We start from the raw sequence: 18,398 nt of genomic DNA, 5'->3' as shown, positions 1-18,398 counted from the left end.
GTTCGGGCGACGGGCGTGCCTGTTCCGTGCCAGGCCGCCCGTCTGGTATGCGGTGCCGGGGCCTACAGTGCGCGCATCAGCTCATGGCGGCGGCTTGCCTACGCATCAGCAAGTGGCCGCGGCGGAATCGTTCATCCTCCAAAGGCTCGCGCAACATCCGCCCCACCTCGACGAACTCTTCCTTGCGGGCCAGGTCGGCCAAGTCGTCGATCGGCCACCGGTAGGCAGGCGTGACCTTGTGGTCGAACTCCAGCACCGGACCGCCCTCGGATTCGAAGAAACCGAGCAGGAGGTAACCGCCCGGGGCCAGCACCCGGCGGAACTCGGCAAGGTACGGCGGCAGCTCCGGTGGCGGGATGTGGATGACGGAGTACCAGGAGAGCAGACCGCCCAGCTCGCCGTCGGCCACGTCGAAGGCGCCCATCGAACCGACCTCGAAACGCAGGTCAGGATGGTCTTTGCGGGCGATGTCGATCAGTGCGGGAGACAGGTCGATGCCGAAGGCGTCGAGGCCGAGGTTACGCAGGTGTGCCGTCATGTACCCGGGACCGCAGCCGGCCTCGGCGACGGGCCGGGGTCCGTCGGCCTGTACGAGTTCGGCGAACACGGCGACTATCGCGCGATCCAGCGGCAGGCGGTCGAGCGAGTCTCGAGCGAGTCTCGGGCGAGGTCGGCGTAGAGCTCGGCGACGGCGTCGTAGGCGTCCGCCGTCGCGGTCAGATAGGAGGAGGATTCGACCATGGCGGACGACTGTAGTCCACTGGTCGGCAAAGGTCGTCGATCATCGCCCAGTCGGCGCGTCCGTTCCGTTCCGGTCGGCTGACCGCGATCTCGACGAGTGCACGACTGCACCCTTCAGCGTCGCCGCCATCACGCCGTGGGCCGAGGACGCCGCTCTCGGGCGACTTGCCATCGTCGCCACCGACTCCCTCCGCAACACATCCTGGAGAGCCAGACAGCGCCGCCCCTTGAGGCCGGCGGCGAACCCTACCGCGAGTGGCTCGGTTGCGAGATCGACCGCCCCCGGCCGCCGATCTTCGCATTCGCCCTGGTCAGTGCCGGTGAGGCCGGCGGTTGAGTCAGCGGAACTCGACCTCGACACCGCGCTCGGAGAAGATCTCCAGGAGGTCGTCCAGTTCGACGTTCGGTCTCCAATACCGCAGGTCGTGGGTGGGCCGGTCGTAGCCAGGGACGAGATGCCGGCGGGCCACGTCGGAGTGGTGCCAGACCAGCCGGAACGGCCTGGCGGCGCCCCATCCGCCGTAAAGGCAGTCGTTCAGGGCGTCGAGGTTCCAGCCGAAGTAGCCGCCGGGACCGTTGATCGCCTCTCCGACAGCGCAGTAGAAGGCGTCGATGTCGGTGACGAAACGGCCGTCGAGGTGATACGTCGTTCCGGCCGCTTTGTCGGGCAGGCCCCGAAGACGGTGACTGCCCGCCAGGCCAGCCCATTCGTGCCGCAGCAGCCGACCGTAGCGTGCCCACAGGTTGGGCTCGGCAGGGCCGCCGTCGTACCACATCTGGAAGATCTCGCGGGCACCACTCGGCAGCGGCTCCTCCACCCCACCGTCCAGGGCGATGTCCAGCAGGCCGTCGCCCAAACTCGACGGTCGGACGGAGACGACGGCGGCCGACAGCACCCCGGCACCCCCAACGGTGCGTCCGTCGCGTTGGACGGCCATGAGGGACGCCGTGATCCTGCGTCCTTCGACGGGTCCCAGCAGCGGCACCTCAGGGCGGAAACCGATCAGCGTCGCCGGATGGACGGGCGCGGCGGGACGCACGCGGAAGACGCCGGCGACGTCCAGGCACTCGCCGAGCTTCTCGTTGTCGAGCGCGGACAGCCGGAACCCCGTCCCGTCGGGCTTCTCCTCCGGCAGCCCGTTCTCCGGAAGAAGCCGGACATATCCGCGTAAGTCGAGGTCCACCAGGCCGTCCCGCGCCGCCGACGGGCGTCGGCCGACCACGGTGACGTCGATGAGCTCCTCCTCGCACGAGCACCCGTACTCGTACTCCCAGCACTCGGCAGGCCGCTGCTCCGACCGGTGGACGGGCGTCAGGGCGATGCTGGGCAGCCACGCCCGCTCGGTCCCCAGATACCGCAGCGCCTCCAGCAGCGGGCCCGCCGGATCGCAGCCGAGCAGGGTGAAGGTCTCGGGCGGAGGGAAGGGCTCGGGGTCCACGAAGAGCCCGTCGATGTCGTGGCACACGCCCAGCGTGACGTCCGGCTCACCTACTTCACCGGTGTACTCGTCCAGCAGCAACCATCGCGCGCCCGATAAAGGAGAAGTCGTCATCACGACAGACCCTAACGACCGGAGAGCCGACGGGTGTGGCTGAGCGTACCGGCACTTCGTGGGTATTCTCCGCCGTACGGCCCGCCGGCGAGCCGGATCACCGACGTTCCCGCAGCCACTCGGCTCCAAGAACCACCAACTCGCCCCCGCTCCCGTTCCGGGCCGGCAGTGGTTGCACGTGGACGGGAACCGCAGCGCCTGTCCCCGCGAGTCTTCGAGACGCCCAGTCAGGAGGCGCGGTTCTGCCGCGGGGTCTTCTTCCGCCTGAGGCGGCGCGGGCTGGAGCCGCGCGGGTTCTGAACCGGCCCCCTGGGAACGACGCCGAAAGCGCTCAGGCCGTCGCCGCAGATGGCCTCGCCGCCGAACCAGCCCCACAGAAAGAAGATCAGACCGAACACGAGGCCGAGGGTCGCCATCCCGATGAAGAAGTCGAGGAATCCGGCCACTTCGAGCGCGCTGAGCGCCAGGATCGCGAGGATGAGGTCTCTGGTGGGCATGCGGTGGTGCGGGGCGCCCACGGGCCGGTCATCGTGGCTCCATCCCCAGGGGATCCGTCGGCGCAGCCGCCCGGCCGGCCACAGCCGGGTGCCGTCGGGGAGGGTCACCACCGCCCGGCGGAATGGCCACGGGCCGACTCGGACCGAGACCTTGCCGCCCCTGAAGAAATCGGCCCAGTAGGGCATCCGGTCCAGAGCCGGGTGCCAGTAGACCCGCTGAACAAAGCCTCGCTCGTCGTCGGGCGGGATCAGGCGCAGGTAGCCGGTATACCACCGGGCCAGACTCGATCCGTACGTGACCAGCAGCGGCATGGCCCGCCACGAAGCCTCCGGCATCCTGTCGGCCCGCAGGTTGAGCGCCAGGCGGGCGCCGACGAGCACCCCCAGGAAGACGTAGGTCGCGAGCATGGCCAGGAGATAGCGGCTCTGCCAGTCCCCAGGGGGCGGGAACGCCTCCTGCTCGGCGGGGAACACCAGGTCGGCCGGGTTGCCGGGGTCGTAGCGGATGGCCACTACGGACTCCAGGGTCAAGAGGCCACCCCCCTGGACGACGGTGAAGTGCTCGACGTCCTCGGAGTCGGTCCATGTCAGACCTACGGTCTCGGGGACGTCCTTGTCATCGACGTGGCTCACGTACGCGGTGGCACGGGCCGTGGCGCGCGCCTCCTGCGCCGCGACGCCCGCGCATCGCACCCCCAGGATGGCCACGGCCACCAGCATGCCGAGCGTCAAGCCCGTCAACGACACCGCGTTCGTGCGTAAGACAGGGCGCTTTTCCGACCTCATCACGATCCCCCGTCGTCCCGGTACCCGGCCAACGCCCGGGATCTCGGAAAAGTGCCTTGGATCCGTGGCACCTTGGTCCGACGTGATCGCAGCCACCCACGGATCGGTCACGGCTGGAGGGGGATCGGCTTGCCCTGCATCCAGATGCACTGAGAGGTCGCAACCGAGCCGGTCTAACGGCGTGAAGTCCGATCGAGATCGTGCGCGTCAAGCCCGGAGCATCATGTACCGGGCAGTGGGCGTCAGCACACCTTGAAGATGCTCTTCCAGCCGACGGCCGTCTTCTGCTGCGCGTTGCTCCTGGTGGGCAGGGTGAAGTGCACCGGCCCTCTGGCGTTGATCTGGTTGTGCATGCGGCCGGACTGGCCCGAGCCGAACCACTTGTACGAGCCGCGGTAGCGGAGGTTGGTCAGGCCGCACTCGCTGATGACCTGTGTCCGGCCGGTGAAGCCGGGCCCCTCGTAGGCCACGTACGTCGAGCTGGGGCCCTCGGAAGTCGAGGCGTTGGCGGCACCGCCCATGACGGCGAGCAGGGAGGCGGAGATGGCGGAGACGAGGGCGATTTTCTTGATGCTCTTCACTGCGGTCCTCCGGATGCGTCCCAATTGATTACCAAAAGTATTCTTTAAGTCACTTTGAGGAGATAAGTCCCAGGATGCTCACAGGTAGCGGGTAAGGGACCGTCCCTTTTGTGGGTTTTCCTAACGAGAGGAACATATGGAGCAACGCTTGATCGCCACTTGCACCCCACCTACACCACACGTGACAACTGGGTGTAAAGCAGAGGCTCAGCAGTGTGATCACATGCCGGATGCGCCGCAGGAGCCGCACCTTGATCGCTAGCGGGCCGGCTTGCGAGGGTGGATCTCGCGGCGGCTGTCAGCGATCACCATCGCCTCACGACCCTGACACGCCTGTTCGCCGGGAAGGCCTCCGGGTTGCGGGTGGCGGGGTGGTGTCCGGGTGAATCTGCAGGAAGGCGGTCGCTGCGCCGCGGGCTCGTTGGGTGATGTCGTGCGCGTTCGGCGGGTCGACGGTGCGCAGTAGCAGGCCGATCATCAGGTCGCCCCAGAGCAGCGCGGCGAACTGTTCGGCCATCTGGGGCGGGGCACCGCCGAGCAGTCCGTTTGTCGCGGCCTTGGCCATGACCGCGGTCAGGGCGGCGCGGCCGCTCTGGCGGCCGAAGGTGTCCAGCGCGTGGGCGACCTCGGGCGCGCGCACCGCCTCGGCGACCGCCAGCCGGTAGACGGCGATGACGGTGGGACTGGTCGCCTCGGACAGCAGTTGGGTTCCCAGGGCGACGAGCGCGCCTTCGAGGCTCTGGCGGTCGCGGGGCTCGGGCAGGCCGGCAGGCGGCTGCAACCGCTGGGCCTGCTCGCGGATACAGGCGGCGAGCAGTTCCTGTTTGTTGCCGACCAGGGCGTACAGCTCCCGCTTGGAGACCCGCGCGTGCCTGGCGATCTCCAACGTGCTGGTCTGGGTGTAGCCGGCCTCGGTGAACGCCGAGAAGGCCGCGCGGAGTATGCGTTGGCGAGCCGGCGTCTTGCCTGCGCCCTCTTCGTCCGGCGCACCGGCGCCCTCTTCGTCCGGTGTCGACGTCCTGGCTGCGTGCACTGCACTCTCCCTTGCTCTGGTACCCGACGGTACCGTACCATCCGACCGTGGTACCAGTCGGTACCAGGAGGTGGAGGGCATCACAATGGACAAAACCGTGCTCGTGGCCGGTGGCACACAGAGCAAACCCGGGCTACTGCGAGAACCCGGTGTGCCGGTCCGCACATCGGCGCAGCCGTCCCCAGCTGGGGGCCGGGTCCGTCGGCGGACCGTTCAGGCGGGCGGGCTGGAGGTGCCGATCCTTGAGGCCGGGAGCGGGCCGCTCGTCCTCTGCCTCCATGGTTTTCCCGACCATGCCGCCAGCTGGGCGGGGCTTCTCGACCGCTTCGCGCAGGACGGGTACTGGGCGGTCGCTCCCGCCCAGCGCGGATGCTGGCCGGGTGGCGCGGCGCCCGACGGCTCCTATCGCGCGTCGGCGACCGGGCAGGACGTCCTGGACCTCATCGAAGCACTCGGGCGCGAGCGAGCGGATCTCATCGGTCACGACCTCGGCGCCCGGGCGGCGTACGCGGCGGCCAACCTCGACGCGGCACGCGTCCGCAGACTTGTCGGGATGGCGGTCCCCCATGGCCCTCGGCTGCGAACGGCCTGGCTCGCCGACGGCGACCAGCAGCGGCGCAGCTGGTACATGTTCTTCTTCCAGACGGCGCTGGCGGAGCCGGCCGTCGCGCTCGACGACTTCGCCTTCATCGACCGGCTCTGGCGCGAATGGTCACCCGGCTACGAACTGCCGGATGCGGAGCGTTCCGCACTCAAGGAAACTCTCCGCGCCCCTGGAGTCCTGACCGAGGTCCTGGGCCACTACCGCCAGTTGTTCTCGCCCCCCGCGGACGAGGCGACCCGGGCCCTGGAAGCGCGGGCGAGCGGTCCCATCACCGTCCCGTCGCTCTACCTCCACGGGGCCGACGACAACTGCATGTCCGTGGAGTCGAGCGACGGCATGGCCCCCCTGTTCGAGAACGGCTTCGAACGCATCGTCGTCCCCCGTGCGGGCCACTTCCTCCACCTTGAGCAGCCCAAGACCGTGGCCGACCACGTTCTGGGCTTCCTGAACAGCTGACCAACCCCAACAGACGAGAGGGCAAGTCGATGCCGGAACACGATCCCATCCTGATCACAGGTGCCGGAGGCGAAGTGGGTTCTGTGAGCAGAGTGATGGTCCAGATGCTGCTCGCGCAGGGCCGGCGCGTGCGCGCGTTCGTGCGACGCGACGACGAACGCGCGCACGCGCTCCGCCGGGCAGGGGCCGAGGTGATCGTCGGCGATCTCCTCAACGTCGCTCAGGTGACCGCCGCGCTGAAGGGCTGCCGGCGCGTCTACTTCAGCATGAGCCTGTCGCCGTACTACACCGACGCCCTCACCCTGATGGCCGCGGCGGCGCGGGCCCAGGGCGGGATGGAGGTCTTCGTCAACATCTCCGAGTACGAACAGTCGTACATGACGTTCGAGAAGATGAGCGCGCCGGACGAAGAACGGCGGGCGTGGCTCGGCGGGCTCGTCACGGACTGGTCACCCCAGCAGCGGGCCCACTGGATCTCCGAGCAGGTGCTGGACTGGTCCGGCCTCCCGACCGTCAACGTACGGGCGACCATATTCGTCGAGAATCCCATCCTGACCATGCTGGCGCTGGAACCGCTGCGCCGCGGGGAACTGCGCCTGCCCTTCGGCTCCCAGAGGGTCGCGCCCATCGCCGGCCACGACGTGGCTGAGCTGTGCGTGAAGATCCTGGTCGACCCGGCGCCGTACCTCTCGAAGTCCTACGCGCTCACCGGATCGGAGCTGAAGGACATGCATGGGTTCGCGGAGGACTACGGCGCCGCGCTGGGACGCCACGTCGCCTACGTTCCCGAGAACGTCGAAACGTGGAACGAGACCTACGTGGACAGGGCCCTGGCCGGGAACCCGCATGCGGCCGAGCATCTGAAGACCCTGACCAGGCTGCTCGCCGGCGGCCGTTACGACGTCGTCAGCGATGAGCTGGCGACCCTGCTCGGGCGCCGGCCGAAGGACGTGCGGTGGGCGCTGCGGAACAATCAGCGCATCCAGCGGCTGAGGGCTGACTGAAGAGCATGGCGAGGTGGTGCGCTCATCCTCTGAACGGGCATCACCCCGGCCGCTGAACCCACCGCCCCCACGTCGTGACGAGTGGCCGGTAGCCCTGGCGGGCCCAGAAGGGGACGGACCGCGGGTTCGGGGCCGCGGTCTCGACGCCTGCCGCCGCCTCGGCATGGGCGTGGACGGCCAGTGCGGCGCCGATGCCGCGGCCCCCGCCGCCCGGGCGCGCGTAGGCGGCGGGCATCGAGGGCAGCACCGTGACCCAGCCGAACTGCGCCTCGTAGGCGACCGGCTCCAGGTACAGCCGGCACATGGCATCCAGATCGTCCGCCACGGCCCGCCGTACACCAGCGGCCGGCCGCTCCCCGGCCGAACGGCGAGGTCGCGGCCCCCACAGTTACAGAGGTTGCCTTGGGGGAAGCGGAACGGGGAGGCCGCTGGGTCCTCGAACGCTAGGCATGGGTGATCAAGACATGGGGAAAGACCTTTCTGCCCCGATGCTCACTCCTGGTGAACAGGACATCGGAGAGCGTCACCATTGGTGATCGTCATCACCGTCTCCCTGGGGGCGGCGTGCCTGCTGGGCGTCGGCTTCGTCGCCCAGCAGCATGCCGCGTACCGCGAGCCTCTGGAGGAGATGCTGCACGCGCGCCTGCTGCTGAACCTCATGCGCATGCCGTTGTGGCTGACCGGGCTCGGGCTGATGGTGTGCGGCCAGATCCTCGGCGCCATCGCGCTGCGGGGCGCGAACGTGTCGCTGGCGGCGCTCCCGGTGGTCGTGGTCGCGGCGGCGCTGGTCTGCTACGGCCTGCGACGCTCCCTGAAGATCAAGGCGATCATGCTCGCGGCCGCCGGGGTGCTGTACGGGCTGCAGGACGTGCTGACCCGCGGCTCCCTGCTCACGCTGGACAGCGGGCTGAGCGTACTGGCGACCTGGCAGCTGTACGCCTTGCCGAGCGTCGCCGTGGTGGGGCTGCTCCTCAACCAGAGCGCGTTCGACGCCGCTCCGCTCCAGATCTCCCTGCCGGCCACCACGGTCGCCGAGCCGATCTGCGGGATCGTGCTGGGTGTGGCGATCTTCGCCGAACGCCTGCTGGTCACCCCGGCGGCGCTCGCGGGCGAGGTGGCCGGTCTGGTCGCGATGGTGGCCGGCATCGTCATCCTCGGCCGGTCCCCGTACCTGGCGAAGCCCGCGCAGCCCGCCCTCCAAGGCCGGCGCGGGGAGGAGCGGTGATCTCCGTGATCATGGCCGTGGGATAGACCCCGATGTCCGCGAATCCGGGGGACGAGCGACGCCCCGAGCATGCCGTGCTCGACTGGGTCGCACGAAGAACGATGGCCGTGGTGGGAGGGCCCGCGCGGTTCCGGGTCATCGCGATGCTCGCCTGCGTTCTCGCGCTCGTCACCGTCGACCAGGGGACTCTCGGCGCGGTGGGCCTGGAGATCCAGCGGTCCATGGACCTCACCAACACCGAGCTCGGATCGTTGTCCGCCGTGTCCTCCGCGGCCGGCGCCGCTGCCGTCCTGCACGTCGGCGTCCTGACGGACCGCGTCAACCGGGTACGGTTCCTCACCGCCTGCATCGCCCTGTGGAGCCTGGCCATGGTCGCCGGCGCCTTGGCCGATTCGCTGTCGTGGCTCCTGTGCTCCCGGATAGCGGCCGGGGCCCTGACCGCCGCCGCCGGGCCCTCGGTCGTCTCGCTCGTCGGCGACTACTTCCCCGCCTCGGAACGGGGCCGCATCTACGGCTTCATCCTGAGCGGCGAGATGCTCGGCGTCGGGTTCGGCCTGCTGGCGGGGAGCACCCTCGCGCATCTGCTGTCGTGGCGCGCCGCGTTCTGGTTCCTCGCGCTCGTGGGGATCGTCTTCGTCTTCGTCATCGCGCGCAAGCTGCCGGAGCCCGAACGCGGCGGCCAGAGCCGGCTGCCCGCGGTGACGCCCGGCAAGAGGGCAACCCCAGCCCACGACGACACGGCGCGGCGCGCGGTGCGCCGGCGCGGGATCGGGCCCGATCCGGCGGCGCTGCTCCGCCGCGACCCCGCGCGTATGTCCCTGTGGCAGGCGATCCGGTACGTGCTGAGCATCCGGACGAACGTCGCCTTGATCGTCGCCTCGGTGATCGGATATTTCTTCTTCGCCGGCCTGCGCACCTTCGCCATCGTCTTCGTCCATCAGCAGTACGGCCTCAGCCAGGCGGCGCTGACGGGCCTGATTCTGCTGGTGGGCGTCGGGGCCCTGCTGGGGGTGCTCAGCGGCGGGCGCCTCGCCGACCACCTCACCCGCCGCGGGCACATCAGCGCTCGTATGGTGGTCCCCGCGATCGGCTACGGCACCGCCGCGGTCTTCTTCGTCCCCGGGCTGCTCACCACGTCGTCGGCGATCGCGCTGCCGTTCCTGTTCGTGGCGGCCGCGGCGTCGGCGGCGGCCATTCCCCCGCTGGACGCCGCCCGCCTCGACGTCGTCCACTTCCGGCTCTGGGGACGCGCGGAGAGCATCCGCACGTTCCTGCGCGTGGGCGGGGAGGCCGTCGCCCCGGTGGTCTTCGGCGTGCTGGCCGACGTGCTCGGCCCGGGCGGCACGACCAGCGCGCAGGGGTTGCGGTACGCCTTCCTGATCATGCTGGTGCCCCTGGTGGCGAACGCGGTCGTGCTCCTGCACGGCAGGCATGCCTACCCGCGCGACGTCGCCGCGGCCGCCGCCTCCGAACGCATGCGCGGCTGAGCCGTCGTCAGGCGCTCCTGATGGCCCGCAGCGACTCCTTCAGCGAGCCGATCGTGGCCAGGACGGCGGTCGGCTCGTACCCGCAGTGCGCCATGCGAGGATGTAGCCGCCGACGCGCAGGCTCTGCCGCAGCGGGATCGTCATGACAGCACTCCCTTGGTCGGCGTCGGGTCCTCAGTGGTCCCTGGAAGTGATGAATCGGGCGATGTGCCGGAATTCCTCGCGTACGTCTGCGGGCATGTCCACGTCGTCAAGGCACCGGGTCGCGGCCTCAAGGCGCCGCGTGGCCTCCAGCTCGGCCCACGCCCGGCCGCCCGCCTCCTCGACCAGGCAGGCGGCCTCCCGCAGGTCGGCCTCGCTCAGCTGCCCTGGCCCGGCCAGCAGCGCGGCCAGGCGGCCTCCGGCCTCCGTACGGCCGGTCAGCGCGGCGACCACGGGCAGGCTCTTCTTACGGGTCCGCAGGTCCGCCAGCACCGGCTTGCCCGTCACCTCGGCCCGCCCCCAGATGCCCAGCAGGTCGTCGGCCAGCTGGAAGGCCAGCCCGGCCTCGGTGCCGAACGCCGCCAGCACGTCGGCCAGCCGGACCGGGCCCTCCACCGCCGTGACACCGATCGAGCAGGCGCAGGACAGCAGCGCCGCGGTCTTGTGCCACGACATCCGCAGGCACTCCTCCCGCGTCACGTCGGCACGATCCTCGAACTCCAGGTCGAGGGCCTGACCCGCGATCAGCGAGAGCGTCGCCCGATGGAGCGTGCGGGCGGCCGCCACGTAGCCCGGGGTCCCCTGCTCCAGCAGGAGCTCCCCGGCCAGGGCGAACAGCGCGTTGCCGCACAGGATCGCCTGGGAGCGGCCGAAGACCGTCCAGGCGGCCGGCCGGTGCCGCCGTACCGGGTCGTCGTCCATGACGTCGTCGTGCAGGAGGGAGAACGCGTGCACCAGCTCCACCGCCACGGCGGCGGGCAGGCACCGCTCGACGTCCGCGCCCGCCGCCCGGCCCGACAGCACCACGAGCGCGGACCGCAGCGCCTTGCCGCCGGCGGCGTAGGGCCGTCCGTCACCGTCGGTCCAGCCGAAGTGGTGGCGGGCGACGCGCGCCACGTGCGGGTCGAGCCGGTCGACAGCCTCGCGCAGCATGGGCTCGACCAGCTCGCGGGCGGCCCCGGCGGGCGGCAGGGTCAGCGTCATGACCCGCTCTCCCGGCGCGACTTTTCCGGCGACCCGGGCGAATGGCACCTATGTGATAGCACGACAAACAAAGTATCCGCCGCCATGCCTCACAAACGTGACAATATTGCTTCTATACCCTCGCTTGCATTAATCCACGTATATTTGGAAAACGGTGGCGCGCCGCTTCTCGGCGCGCACCGAATGATTCGCCCGAAGGCGTCAACGTCGTTGCATGGACCTCGTGCCGAGCATTATGCAGGCCAGGCCGCACGCGGTGATGACCACCCCCGTGATGACGTTGCTGATGATCGTGCCGGCGCTGGCTCCGTGTGGCGGCAGCACCCACGGGGCGATGATCGTCCAGACTCCGATGATCGGGATGACCCACGCCACTCCGTGGATCCGGCCGTAGGCCGCGGCGATCCCGGCCGCGAGCAGCACCAGGGCGATGCCGGTGATCAGATTGTTGACGGTCAGGGTCGTGTGCCTGAAGAACCCCACCACCCATGGCGAGATGGCGAGATAGAGACCGCTCAGAAAGGCCAGTCCGCTGACAGACTGCCCCGACGGGCTCTGCGCGGCCAAATCGTATTGAGCGCGCAGGGCTGCTATGTCGGGGTGCTGACCCATGTCCATTGTCGGTCGGGTCGGACGGTCGGCCATGTCACACACACCACCTTCCGCATGTCGCGTGGAAGTACGGATATGAAAACCCCTTCCCGCACCGTCGCGCCGACACGCACACGCGGGGAAACATCTCTTCAAATCGCTTTAGCCGGGCTTGGGCCACCGGTTCGGAATTTCCATTTGCGCACCGACGGGCCGGTCCGCGCCCGGCACGTCCTCGCGGAGGAACAGGTCGGGGTGCCGTTCCGCCCACAGTTCCTCGTCCAGGTGGTGGTCCCGCCATTCCGCCGGCGGGCCGGCCAGCCAGTCGTGGCCGAAGATCGCGTACGGATAGTCCGCCCGCGCACCCTCCAGCTCGTACTGGCCCAGGTAGTCCATCAACGGCCGCCACCACTGCCCGTTCACGACGACCAGGTACGAGGCCGCCAGCCCCGGCTCGTGCAGCCAGTCGCGCATGAGGCGCGCCTGGAACACGTCCGTGATGGGAGAGGGCTCGGCCTTGACGACCGGGCAGATCAGGTGCCGCGCGATCGCGACGTGCATCCCGAGCGGCACCGCCATGCGCCCGCTCACGTCGCGCCAGATGTCGGCCACGACCGGATCGGCCTCCAGTTCCTCTCGCTCCGGCGTCCGCAGGGTCAGCCGGCTCATGAAGGCCCGCAGCCGGTCGCTCTCGCGGCACCGCAGCAGCCAGAACGCCTCTGGCCGGCGGTCCAGCCAGAACCGGACGGTCGCGGCCGTGAACTCCCCGTGGCTCTCGCGCGCCATGGCGACCAGTTCGTCGTGGTCGGCGGGGGTCGCCGGGGACGACCGCACCTGCGCCTCGCCGACCTTCGAGACGTACCGGGACATGACCCCGCCGCGCCGGCGCAGGTGGCCGATCGTCCGCATGACCGCCACGCCGGCGTGCGGGTCGCGGGCGTCGCGCAGGCGCTCGTCCATGACGTACCGGCGGATCCGCCGGTGCATCCGCTCGTAGCCGACGGGGTCCCGCCACCGCAGGTGGTAGTCGAGGGCCTTGCGCAGCACACCGTTGATGTCCAGGCCGTGAGCGGCGGTGTCGACGTACGGCTGCGCCCGGAGCCAGTCGAACAGCTCCGCCGCCCGGCCGTCGGGCACCACCGCGCCGAGGAGATCCTCGGTGGTGTTGCGGGCGTGCGCGCACACGTACAGCGCCCACCGGTGCTGATCCGTCGGCACGCTCCCGGCCAGGCGCGCGAGCACCTCGTCGACGACGTCGCGTACGGCGTCGCGGCGCGACGGCTGCCCCGCGGCCGCCATGCTCCTGCCGACCACCGCGGCGAGCGACAGGACGAAGGGGTTGCCGGCGGCGAAGTCCACGATGGATTTCCGGAGGCCGGGGTCGACGCCCCGGGATTCGACCAGCGCGGTGGACTCCGCCGCGGTGAGGGCGTCGAGGTGGCGGATGACGATCTTCCCGGACCAGGCCGGATCGGTGAGCCAGGCGGCGCTCGGCCCGGTCCGGCCCGCCATCACGACGATCGCGTCGCCGGGCAGCCCCGGGAGGTAGTCGTCGCGGAGCCACGGTTCGAGGTCTGCCGGCTCCTCGAAGGAGTCGACGAGCAGAACCGGGCCCGAGACGCCGGAGAGCTCCTCCGCGAATCGCCCGAGGCGTTCGCGCGCTTCGGCCGGGCCGCCGTGAAAGTGCCATACCCGCCGGCCCGCGGCGACGGCGTCGGCGGCGAGCTCGCGCAGCAGCGTCGACTTGCCGATGCCGGCGGGTCCGCGGACGAACAGCAGACGCTCGCCCCGGCCCTCCTTCAACAGGTCCTGGAAGGCGGCCCGTTCCGCGTCCCTCCCGACGAACCGCCAAACGGGCGGCCGCTCCGGCTCAGGCGACGGTGGCTCCTCCGGCGAGCGCACTGCCCATGGAGCGAGGGCGAACTCGTCGTCGTGGTCCGCGTCGGCCCGGAGGATCCTGTCGTGGATCTCCCGCAGCCGCGGCCCCGGGCTGACGCCCAGCTCCTTGCCCAGCAGGTCGTAGACCGTCCGGTAGACCTCGAGCGCCTCCGCCCGCCGGCCGCAGCGGTACAGCGCGAGGAGGTAGATCTCGTACAGCGACTCTTCGAGCCGGTTCAGCTGGATGAACAGCGGGACCTCGGCCACCACCTCGGCGTGCTCCCCTCGCTCCAGGCGGAGCTGCAGCAACTCCTGGGTGGCGATCAGCTTCAGTTGTTCCAGCCGGAACCGCTCGCATTCGGCGGCCGCGCCCGGGACCCCGGCCAGCGCCGTGCCCGTCCAGAGGCCCAGCGCCCGCTCCAGACGGCTCGCGGCCACCGCGAGCTGCCCGCTCGCGCGCTCCTGCCGGGCGGTATCGACCAGATCGGCGAACTCGGTGGCGTCCAGCGCGCACAGCGACGGGTCGAGCATGTAGCCCCCGGACCGGGAGCTGATCGCCGAACCCAGTCCGTGCTCGGCCAGCAGCCGCCGGATGCGGGAGATGTAGGTACGGATGACGGCTTCGCCGGTGGCCGGCGCCTGGTCGCCCCACACTCCGCTGATCAGCTCGCCCATCTGTACAAATCTGCCGCTGTTGACCAGCAACAGCATCAGGACGGCCTGTTGTTGCGGCGCGCCGAGATCCATCCGCGCTGCACCGCAGTAGAGGCCGGGCGGTCCGAGAACGGTGAACCTGCAGGGAGCAGAGACGACGTTCGGCTGTCGATTCACGATCGAAGTGCTTTCCTTGCGACAGTGCACGTCCGGCTCGCCGTGCGGGCCTGCGGTAGTAGATCCCGGCCCGGACCCCCTTCGCGCCCGTCACATGACGCCGTACGCGTACGTCATCCCAGGTGGCCCGGGGAAAGGTCGGAAATCTCACAGACAGCCGACATGTGCCCAAAGTCCCGACGCGGCGTCAGTAGGGTCGGTCAGGACGCCCGGCACGGCTTCGGAGCGTCATCGACGGATCGCGCTACGCGAGAGGGCGGGGGAACCTCGATGGGCGGGATGAGCTTCGGACTGCTGGGACCGGTCAGGGTGTGGAGCGGCGGGGAAGAGCTGGACGTGGGGTTCCCGCAACAGCGGGGAGTGCTCGCCCTGCTGCTCCTGAGCGAGGGGCGCCAGGTCACGACCGACGAGATCGTGGATGCGTTGTGGGGCCGCGAGGCGCCGCGCAGCGCCGTCGTGAGCACCCGCACCTACGTCTCCCGCCTGCGCCGGGTGCTGGCCGGCGGCGGTGCGGCCGGGCTGGGCACCGAGGCGGAGATCAGATCGGTGGGCCGTGGCTACCAGCTGGTCGCCGCCCCCGGCGCGGTCGACGTGACGGTGTTCCGCCGGACCACCGCCGCCGCCCGGCAGGCCCGCGAGCAGGGCAGGATCGCGGAGGCCTCCGGGCTGCTGGGTGACGCGCTGGCGCTGTGGCGTGGACCGGCGCTCGACGGATTGGGCGGCGCCTTCTTCGAGGGCCGCCGCGCCTGGCTGGAGCAGCTGCGCGCGTCGGCCATGGAGGAGCGCTGGGCGCTCGACATCGAACAGGGCGACTGCGGCGGGGCGGTCGCCGAGCTGACGCTCGCGACGGCGGCGGAGCCCTACCGCGAGCGGTTGTGGGAGTTGCTGATGTGGGCCTTCGACCGCGACGGCCACCGCGAGGAGGCTCTGTCGGCCTACCACCGGATCGCCCGGCTGCTGAACGACGATCTGGGCCTGGAGCCCGGCCCCGGACTGCGCAGGATGTTCGCCCGGATCAGGACGGCGGCCGACGCCTCACTGGTCTGAGCCGCCCCACGGGCCGGACCGTTCGTCGAGGGACCTGAGCACCCGCGCGAGATCGGCCCGCGAGCTCACCCCCAGCTTGGGAAAAATCCGGTGCAGGTGAGTGCTGACGGTCCGGTGAGAAAGGTACAGCCGCTGTCCGATCTCCCGGTTGGTCAGCCCCTCGGCGGCCAGTTGCGCGATGCTCAGCTCGTGCGGGGTGAGTTTGTCCCTCGCGTCCGGGTCGCGGTTCGGGCTCGACTCCCCCGCGCCGCGCAGCTCCCGTCGTGCGCGCTCGCTCCATGCGGCCATGCCGAGCGCGTCGAAGGTCTCCCTGGCCGTCCGCAGGTGCGGCCGGGACTCCGCGGCCCGGCGCCGCCGCCGCAACCATTCGCCGAACGCCAGGTGGAGACGTCCGCGTTCGGCCGGCCATCCGGTCAGGTCCACGCGCAGCGCGGCGGTGAACAGATTCTCCGCCTCCTCGTCCGGGGCGAGCACGGCACGTGCGTAGCGCAATCCGATGTGCAGCGCCGGTGACGGCGTCGACGCGGCCGGCGGCTCCAGGTCGCGCACGATGTCCCGCATGACGTCGGTCCGCCCGGCGCGCACGGCGGCCTCGGTGAGCTCCGGCAGGCAGTAGGCGCGCAGGGCCAGCTGGTAGGCGGGGTCCGCGGGGTCGAGGATCCGGCTCAGGGCGGCGAACGCGTCGTCGAACCGCCCCTCGCTCAAGGCCACGAGCCCGCGCGTGAGCTGGACGGTGGCCAGGACGGGCCGGGCGCCTACGGGGAGCGCGACCCGTTCGGCCTCGTCGGCGAGTGCGCCTGCCTGCCCGTGGTCGCCCCGCAGCGCGGCGATCTCGGCCTGGACTGCCGTGGCCAGCCCGTACATGAACGGCTGGCCGGTCTCCCGGGCGAACGTGGCGGCCTCCGCCGCGGCCGGCAGGGCCGCGGCCAGGTCGCCGAGCCGGGCCCCGCTCCACGCCTGTACGGCCAGCGCCCGGGGCAGCAGGCCGAGCCGGCCCTGGGCGCGCAGGACGGGCGCGGCCGCCGCGGAGAAGCGGGCGGCCAGGTCGAACGCCCCGACCTGCAGCGCCGCGCTGCCCAGGTAACGATCGCCCTCCGGGTCGGTGCCGGCCACGGCGGCCAGCTCGCGCAGCCTGTCGAGCGCGACGCGGCCCCGCTCGAAAGGCGCGACGTACGCGGCCACCGCGACCATGCGCGGATCGCCGGCGGGGACGGGCAGCCGGTCGGCCACGTCCAGCAGCGCACGACGGCCGGCCGGGCCCGGTTCGGACCAGAAGCAGCGCATGGCGGCGCTCCACAGGATCCGGGCAGCCGCCTCGGCCTGCCCGTCGGCGGCCACCGAGGCGGCCAGCTCGGCCAGCTCCGGCACGCGGGAGAGGTCCTCGCGGACCCCGTCCTCGAAGCTGCTGAGCAGCCACGCGGCGGTGGCCCGCCGACGCGGCGAGAGTTCGAGGGCCTGCGCGTCGCGCACCAGCCGCTCGGACGCGCCACGGCTGCCGGCCTCGACCGCGAGCTCGGCGGCTTTCAGCAGCCTGTCCGCCTTCCGGTCCTGCCCCTCGCTCAGCCGGGCCGCCTGCTCGTACGCCGCGACCGCGGCGGCGACCCCGCCCCGGCGCCGGGCCCGGTCGGCCGTGCGATCCAGCTCGGCCGCCACCGCCTCGTCGGCTCCGGACGTCGCGGCGGCCCGGTGCCACGCCCGCCGGTCCGGCCCGTCGCGCAGCGTCTGAGCGAGCGCCAGGTGAGCCTGCCGCCGCTCGGCGAGCGCCGAAGCAGCCGGAATGGCCGCCCGCATCAGGGGGTGGCGGAACCTCACCACGCCGACGCCGAGCTCGATCAGGCGGACCTCGACGGCCGGTGCGAGGATCTCCAGCTCGGCCGCCGACCCCAGGATCACTCCCGTGGCCGCGAGCGTCTCGGAGACCGAATCACTCTCGTTGAGCGCCGCGACCAGCAGTGCGGTGCGGGTCGGCGCCGGCAAGGCGGCGACCCGGGCGGTGAACGCCCGCTCAAGACGCTCGCTCAGCGGCAGCGTCGGACCGAGCTCGCCGAAGGGCGACGCCGGCTCGCCCTGGCGTCCCAGTGCCGCCGGCAGCTCGGTCAGCGCCAGCGGGTTCCCGGCGGCCTCCGCCAGCAGCCGCGCCCGGACCGCTGGGGTGAGGCCGGTGGCGGTCAAGTCCAGGAGCTCGGCGGCGCACTCGTCGGAGAGGCGATCGACGGGCATCGGGGACAGCCCGGTCTCCTGCAAGGAAGTACGCTCTCCCTCCCTGAGGGTCGCGACCATGGCGATGGGCTCGGACTCGATCCGGCGCGCCACGAAGGCGAGGATGTCGGCGCTGGCGCAGTCGAGCCAGTGCACGTCCTCCGCGACGACCAGCAGCGGCCGGACGGCGGCCGTCTCGGCCAGCAGGGTCAGCGTGGCCAGGCCGATGAGGTACGCGCTGGGTTCGGCCCCTTCGGCGAGGCCCAGCGCGCAGCGCAGGGCGTCACGCTGCGGGGCCGGCAGCGCGTCCACGCCTGCCCGGACCGGGTACAGCAGCTGGTGCAACCCGGCGAAGGCGAGCTGCCGCTCGGCCTGCACGCCGGTCATCGTCAGCACGCGCAGGCCCGCGGCCGATGCCGCCGAGACGGCCTCCGCCACGAGCGCGGACTTCCCGATGCCGGCCTCACCCTGGATGAGAACGCCGCTGCGCTCCGCGGGGTCGTCGATGAGCTCGGCCAGGGCCTTCAGCTCGGCTTCCCGCCCAAAAAGGCGCATGGTACGGCGCTCCTCCCCTCAGCGGTCTCGGCCGGCTCCCCAACCGTTCGAGTCCCGCCGTGACCCTACCCAAAGCGCCCGAGCACGACAGAACGTATATGTCCTGGACAGACGTCTGCCGCGGACGCAACCGTTCGTCAACGTG

At 71.1% G+C, this 18,398-nt stretch carries 16 protein-coding genes; 5 read left to right on the top strand and 11 right to left on the bottom strand.

Features of this window, described 5'->3' with window-relative positions:
- Positions 1-76: 76 nt before the first annotated feature.
- The 6 genes from ACIBQ1_RS31885 to ACIBQ1_RS31860 form a co-directional block, all read right to left on the bottom strand.
- Entirely contained in the window at positions 77-607 is a 531-nt protein-coding gene (locus ACIBQ1_RS31885) for a class I SAM-dependent methyltransferase (protein ID WP_397282995.1), read from the bottom strand.
- Positions 608-612: 5 nt separating this feature from the next.
- On the bottom strand, positions 613-741 hold the full coding sequence (locus tag ACIBQ1_RS31880) for a hypothetical protein (RefSeq protein ID WP_397282994.1): 129 nt from the start codon (positions 739-741) through the stop codon (positions 613-615).
- A 338-nt stretch (positions 742-1,079) separates the two neighbouring features.
- Positions 1,080-2,294 carry a barstar family protein gene (locus tag ACIBQ1_RS31875; protein WP_397282993.1) on the bottom strand — a complete coding sequence of 405 codons (1,215 nt, stop codon included), beginning with the start codon at positions 2,292-2,294 and terminating at the stop codon, positions 1,080-1,082.
- Between the two features lie 227 nt (positions 2,295-2,521).
- Complete coding sequence (locus ACIBQ1_RS31870) at positions 2,522-3,532, bottom strand: hypothetical protein (protein ID WP_397282992.1); 1,011 nt, start codon at positions 3,530-3,532, stop codon at positions 2,522-2,524.
- Between the two features lie 287 nt (positions 3,533-3,819).
- Positions 3,820-4,158, bottom strand: coding sequence for a MiAMP1 family antimicrobial peptide (locus tag ACIBQ1_RS31865; protein ID WP_397282991.1), 339 nt, complete (start codon positions 4,156-4,158; stop codon positions 3,820-3,822).
- 316 nt (positions 4,159-4,474) lie between these two features.
- Positions 4,475-5,191: a TetR/AcrR family transcriptional regulator gene (locus tag ACIBQ1_RS31860; RefSeq protein ID WP_397282990.1), complete on the bottom strand. Its 717-nt coding sequence runs from the start codon at positions 5,189-5,191 to the stop codon at positions 4,475-4,477.
- A 232-nt stretch (positions 5,192-5,423) separates the two neighbouring features.
- Between ACIBQ1_RS31860 and ACIBQ1_RS31855 the strand changes: the two genes are divergently transcribed.
- Both ACIBQ1_RS31855 and ACIBQ1_RS31850 read left to right on the top strand, forming a co-directional pair.
- On the top strand, positions 5,424-6,251 hold the full coding sequence (locus ACIBQ1_RS31855) for an alpha/beta fold hydrolase (RefSeq protein WP_397282989.1): 828 nt from the start codon (positions 5,424-5,426) through the stop codon (positions 6,249-6,251).
- A 29-nt stretch (positions 6,252-6,280) separates the two neighbouring features.
- Entirely contained in the window at positions 6,281-7,255 is a 975-nt protein-coding gene (locus tag ACIBQ1_RS31850) for an NAD(P)H-binding protein (RefSeq protein WP_397282988.1), read from the top strand.
- Between the two features lie 40 nt (positions 7,256-7,295).
- On the opposite strand, the gene ACIBQ1_RS31845 is transcribed toward ACIBQ1_RS31850, so the two are convergent.
- On the bottom strand, positions 7,296-7,580 hold the full coding sequence (locus ACIBQ1_RS31845) for a hypothetical protein (RefSeq protein WP_397282987.1): 285 nt from the start codon (positions 7,578-7,580) through the stop codon (positions 7,296-7,298).
- A gap of 207 nt (positions 7,581-7,787) precedes the next feature.
- Between ACIBQ1_RS31845 and ACIBQ1_RS31840 the strand changes: the two genes are divergently transcribed.
- Positions 7,788-8,480 (top strand): DMT family transporter, encoded by a 693-nt coding sequence (locus tag ACIBQ1_RS31840; protein ID WP_397282986.1) that lies wholly within the window; start codon positions 7,788-7,790, stop codon positions 8,478-8,480.
- A gap of 32 nt (positions 8,481-8,512) precedes the next feature.
- A complete protein-coding gene (locus tag ACIBQ1_RS31835) occupies positions 8,513-9,967 on the top strand; it encodes an MFS transporter (protein ID WP_397282985.1) in 1,455 nt (484 codons plus the stop codon).
- A gap of 174 nt (positions 9,968-10,141) precedes the next feature.
- On the opposite strand, the gene ACIBQ1_RS31830 is transcribed toward ACIBQ1_RS31835, so the two are convergent.
- The 3 genes from ACIBQ1_RS31830 to ACIBQ1_RS31820 all read right to left on the bottom strand — a co-directional run bounded on the left by ACIBQ1_RS31830 (position 10,142) and on the right by ACIBQ1_RS31820 (position 14,368).
- Positions 10,142-11,152: a polyprenyl synthetase family protein gene (locus tag ACIBQ1_RS31830; RefSeq protein ID WP_397282984.1), complete on the bottom strand. Its 1,011-nt coding sequence runs from the start codon at positions 11,150-11,152 to the stop codon at positions 10,142-10,144.
- Between the two features lie 201 nt (positions 11,153-11,353).
- On the bottom strand, positions 11,354-11,764 hold the full coding sequence (locus ACIBQ1_RS31825) for an SPW repeat protein (protein WP_397282983.1): 411 nt from the start codon (positions 11,762-11,764) through the stop codon (positions 11,354-11,356).
- A gap of 141 nt (positions 11,765-11,905) precedes the next feature.
- Positions 11,906-14,368, bottom strand: coding sequence for a BTAD domain-containing putative transcriptional regulator (locus tag ACIBQ1_RS31820; protein WP_397282982.1), 2,463 nt, complete (start codon positions 14,366-14,368; stop codon positions 11,906-11,908).
- A 363-nt stretch (positions 14,369-14,731) separates the two neighbouring features.
- On the opposite strand from ACIBQ1_RS31820, the gene ACIBQ1_RS31815 reads away from it, so the two are divergent.
- The gene (locus ACIBQ1_RS31815) at positions 14,732-15,499 is read left to right on the top strand and encodes a BTAD domain-containing putative transcriptional regulator (RefSeq protein ID WP_397282981.1); all 768 of its coding nucleotides are present in this window, start codon (positions 14,732-14,734) and stop codon (positions 15,497-15,499) included.
- Here ACIBQ1_RS31815 and ACIBQ1_RS31810 read toward each other — a convergent pair.
- Entirely contained in the window at positions 15,488-18,253 is a 2,766-nt protein-coding gene (locus ACIBQ1_RS31810; RefSeq protein WP_397282980.1) for an ATP-binding protein, read from the bottom strand. The two genes, ACIBQ1_RS31815 and ACIBQ1_RS31810, sit on opposite strands and share 12 nt — an antisense overlap.
- Positions 18,254-18,398 lie beyond the last annotated feature (145 nt).

The sequence above is a fragment of the Nonomuraea sp. NPDC050153 genome (assembly GCF_044460125.1).
GTDB lineage: Bacteria > Actinomycetota > Actinomycetes > Streptosporangiales > Streptosporangiaceae > Nonomuraea.
This window is presented reverse-complemented; position numbering and strand designations above follow the sequence as displayed.

Excerpts from the sequence above, each read along its gene's own strand:
- ACIBQ1_RS31880 (WP_397282994.1), bottom strand. The coding sequence starts at position 741 with ATGGTCGAATCCTCCTCCTATCTGACCGCGACGGCGGACGCCTACGAC.
- ACIBQ1_RS31875 (WP_397282993.1), bottom strand. The coding sequence starts at position 2,294 with ATGACGACTTCTCCTTTATCGGGCGCGCGATGGTTGCTGCTGGACGAG.
- ACIBQ1_RS31850 (WP_397282988.1), top strand. The coding sequence starts at position 6,281 with ATGCCGGAACACGATCCCATCCTGATCACAGGTGCCGGAGGCGAAGTG.
- ACIBQ1_RS31835 (WP_397282985.1), top strand. The coding sequence starts at position 8,513 with ATGTCCGCGAATCCGGGGGACGAGCGACGCCCCGAGCATGCCGTGCTC.
- ACIBQ1_RS31830 (WP_397282984.1), bottom strand. The coding sequence starts at position 11,152 with ATGACGCTGACCCTGCCGCCCGCCGGGGCCGCCCGCGAGCTGGTCGAG.
- ACIBQ1_RS31825 (WP_397282983.1), bottom strand. The coding sequence starts at position 11,764 with ATGGGTCAGCACCCCGACATAGCAGCCCTGCGCGCTCAATACGATTTG.
- ACIBQ1_RS31820 (WP_397282982.1), bottom strand. The coding sequence starts at position 14,368 with ATGGATCTCGGCGCGCCGCAACAACAGGCCGTCCTGATGCTGTTGCTG.
- ACIBQ1_RS31815 (WP_397282981.1), top strand. The coding sequence starts at position 14,732 with ATGAGCTTCGGACTGCTGGGACCGGTCAGGGTGTGGAGCGGCGGGGAA.
- ACIBQ1_RS31810 (WP_397282980.1), bottom strand. The coding sequence starts at position 18,253 with ATGCGCCTTTTTGGGCGGGAAGCCGAGCTGAAGGCCCTGGCCGAGCTC.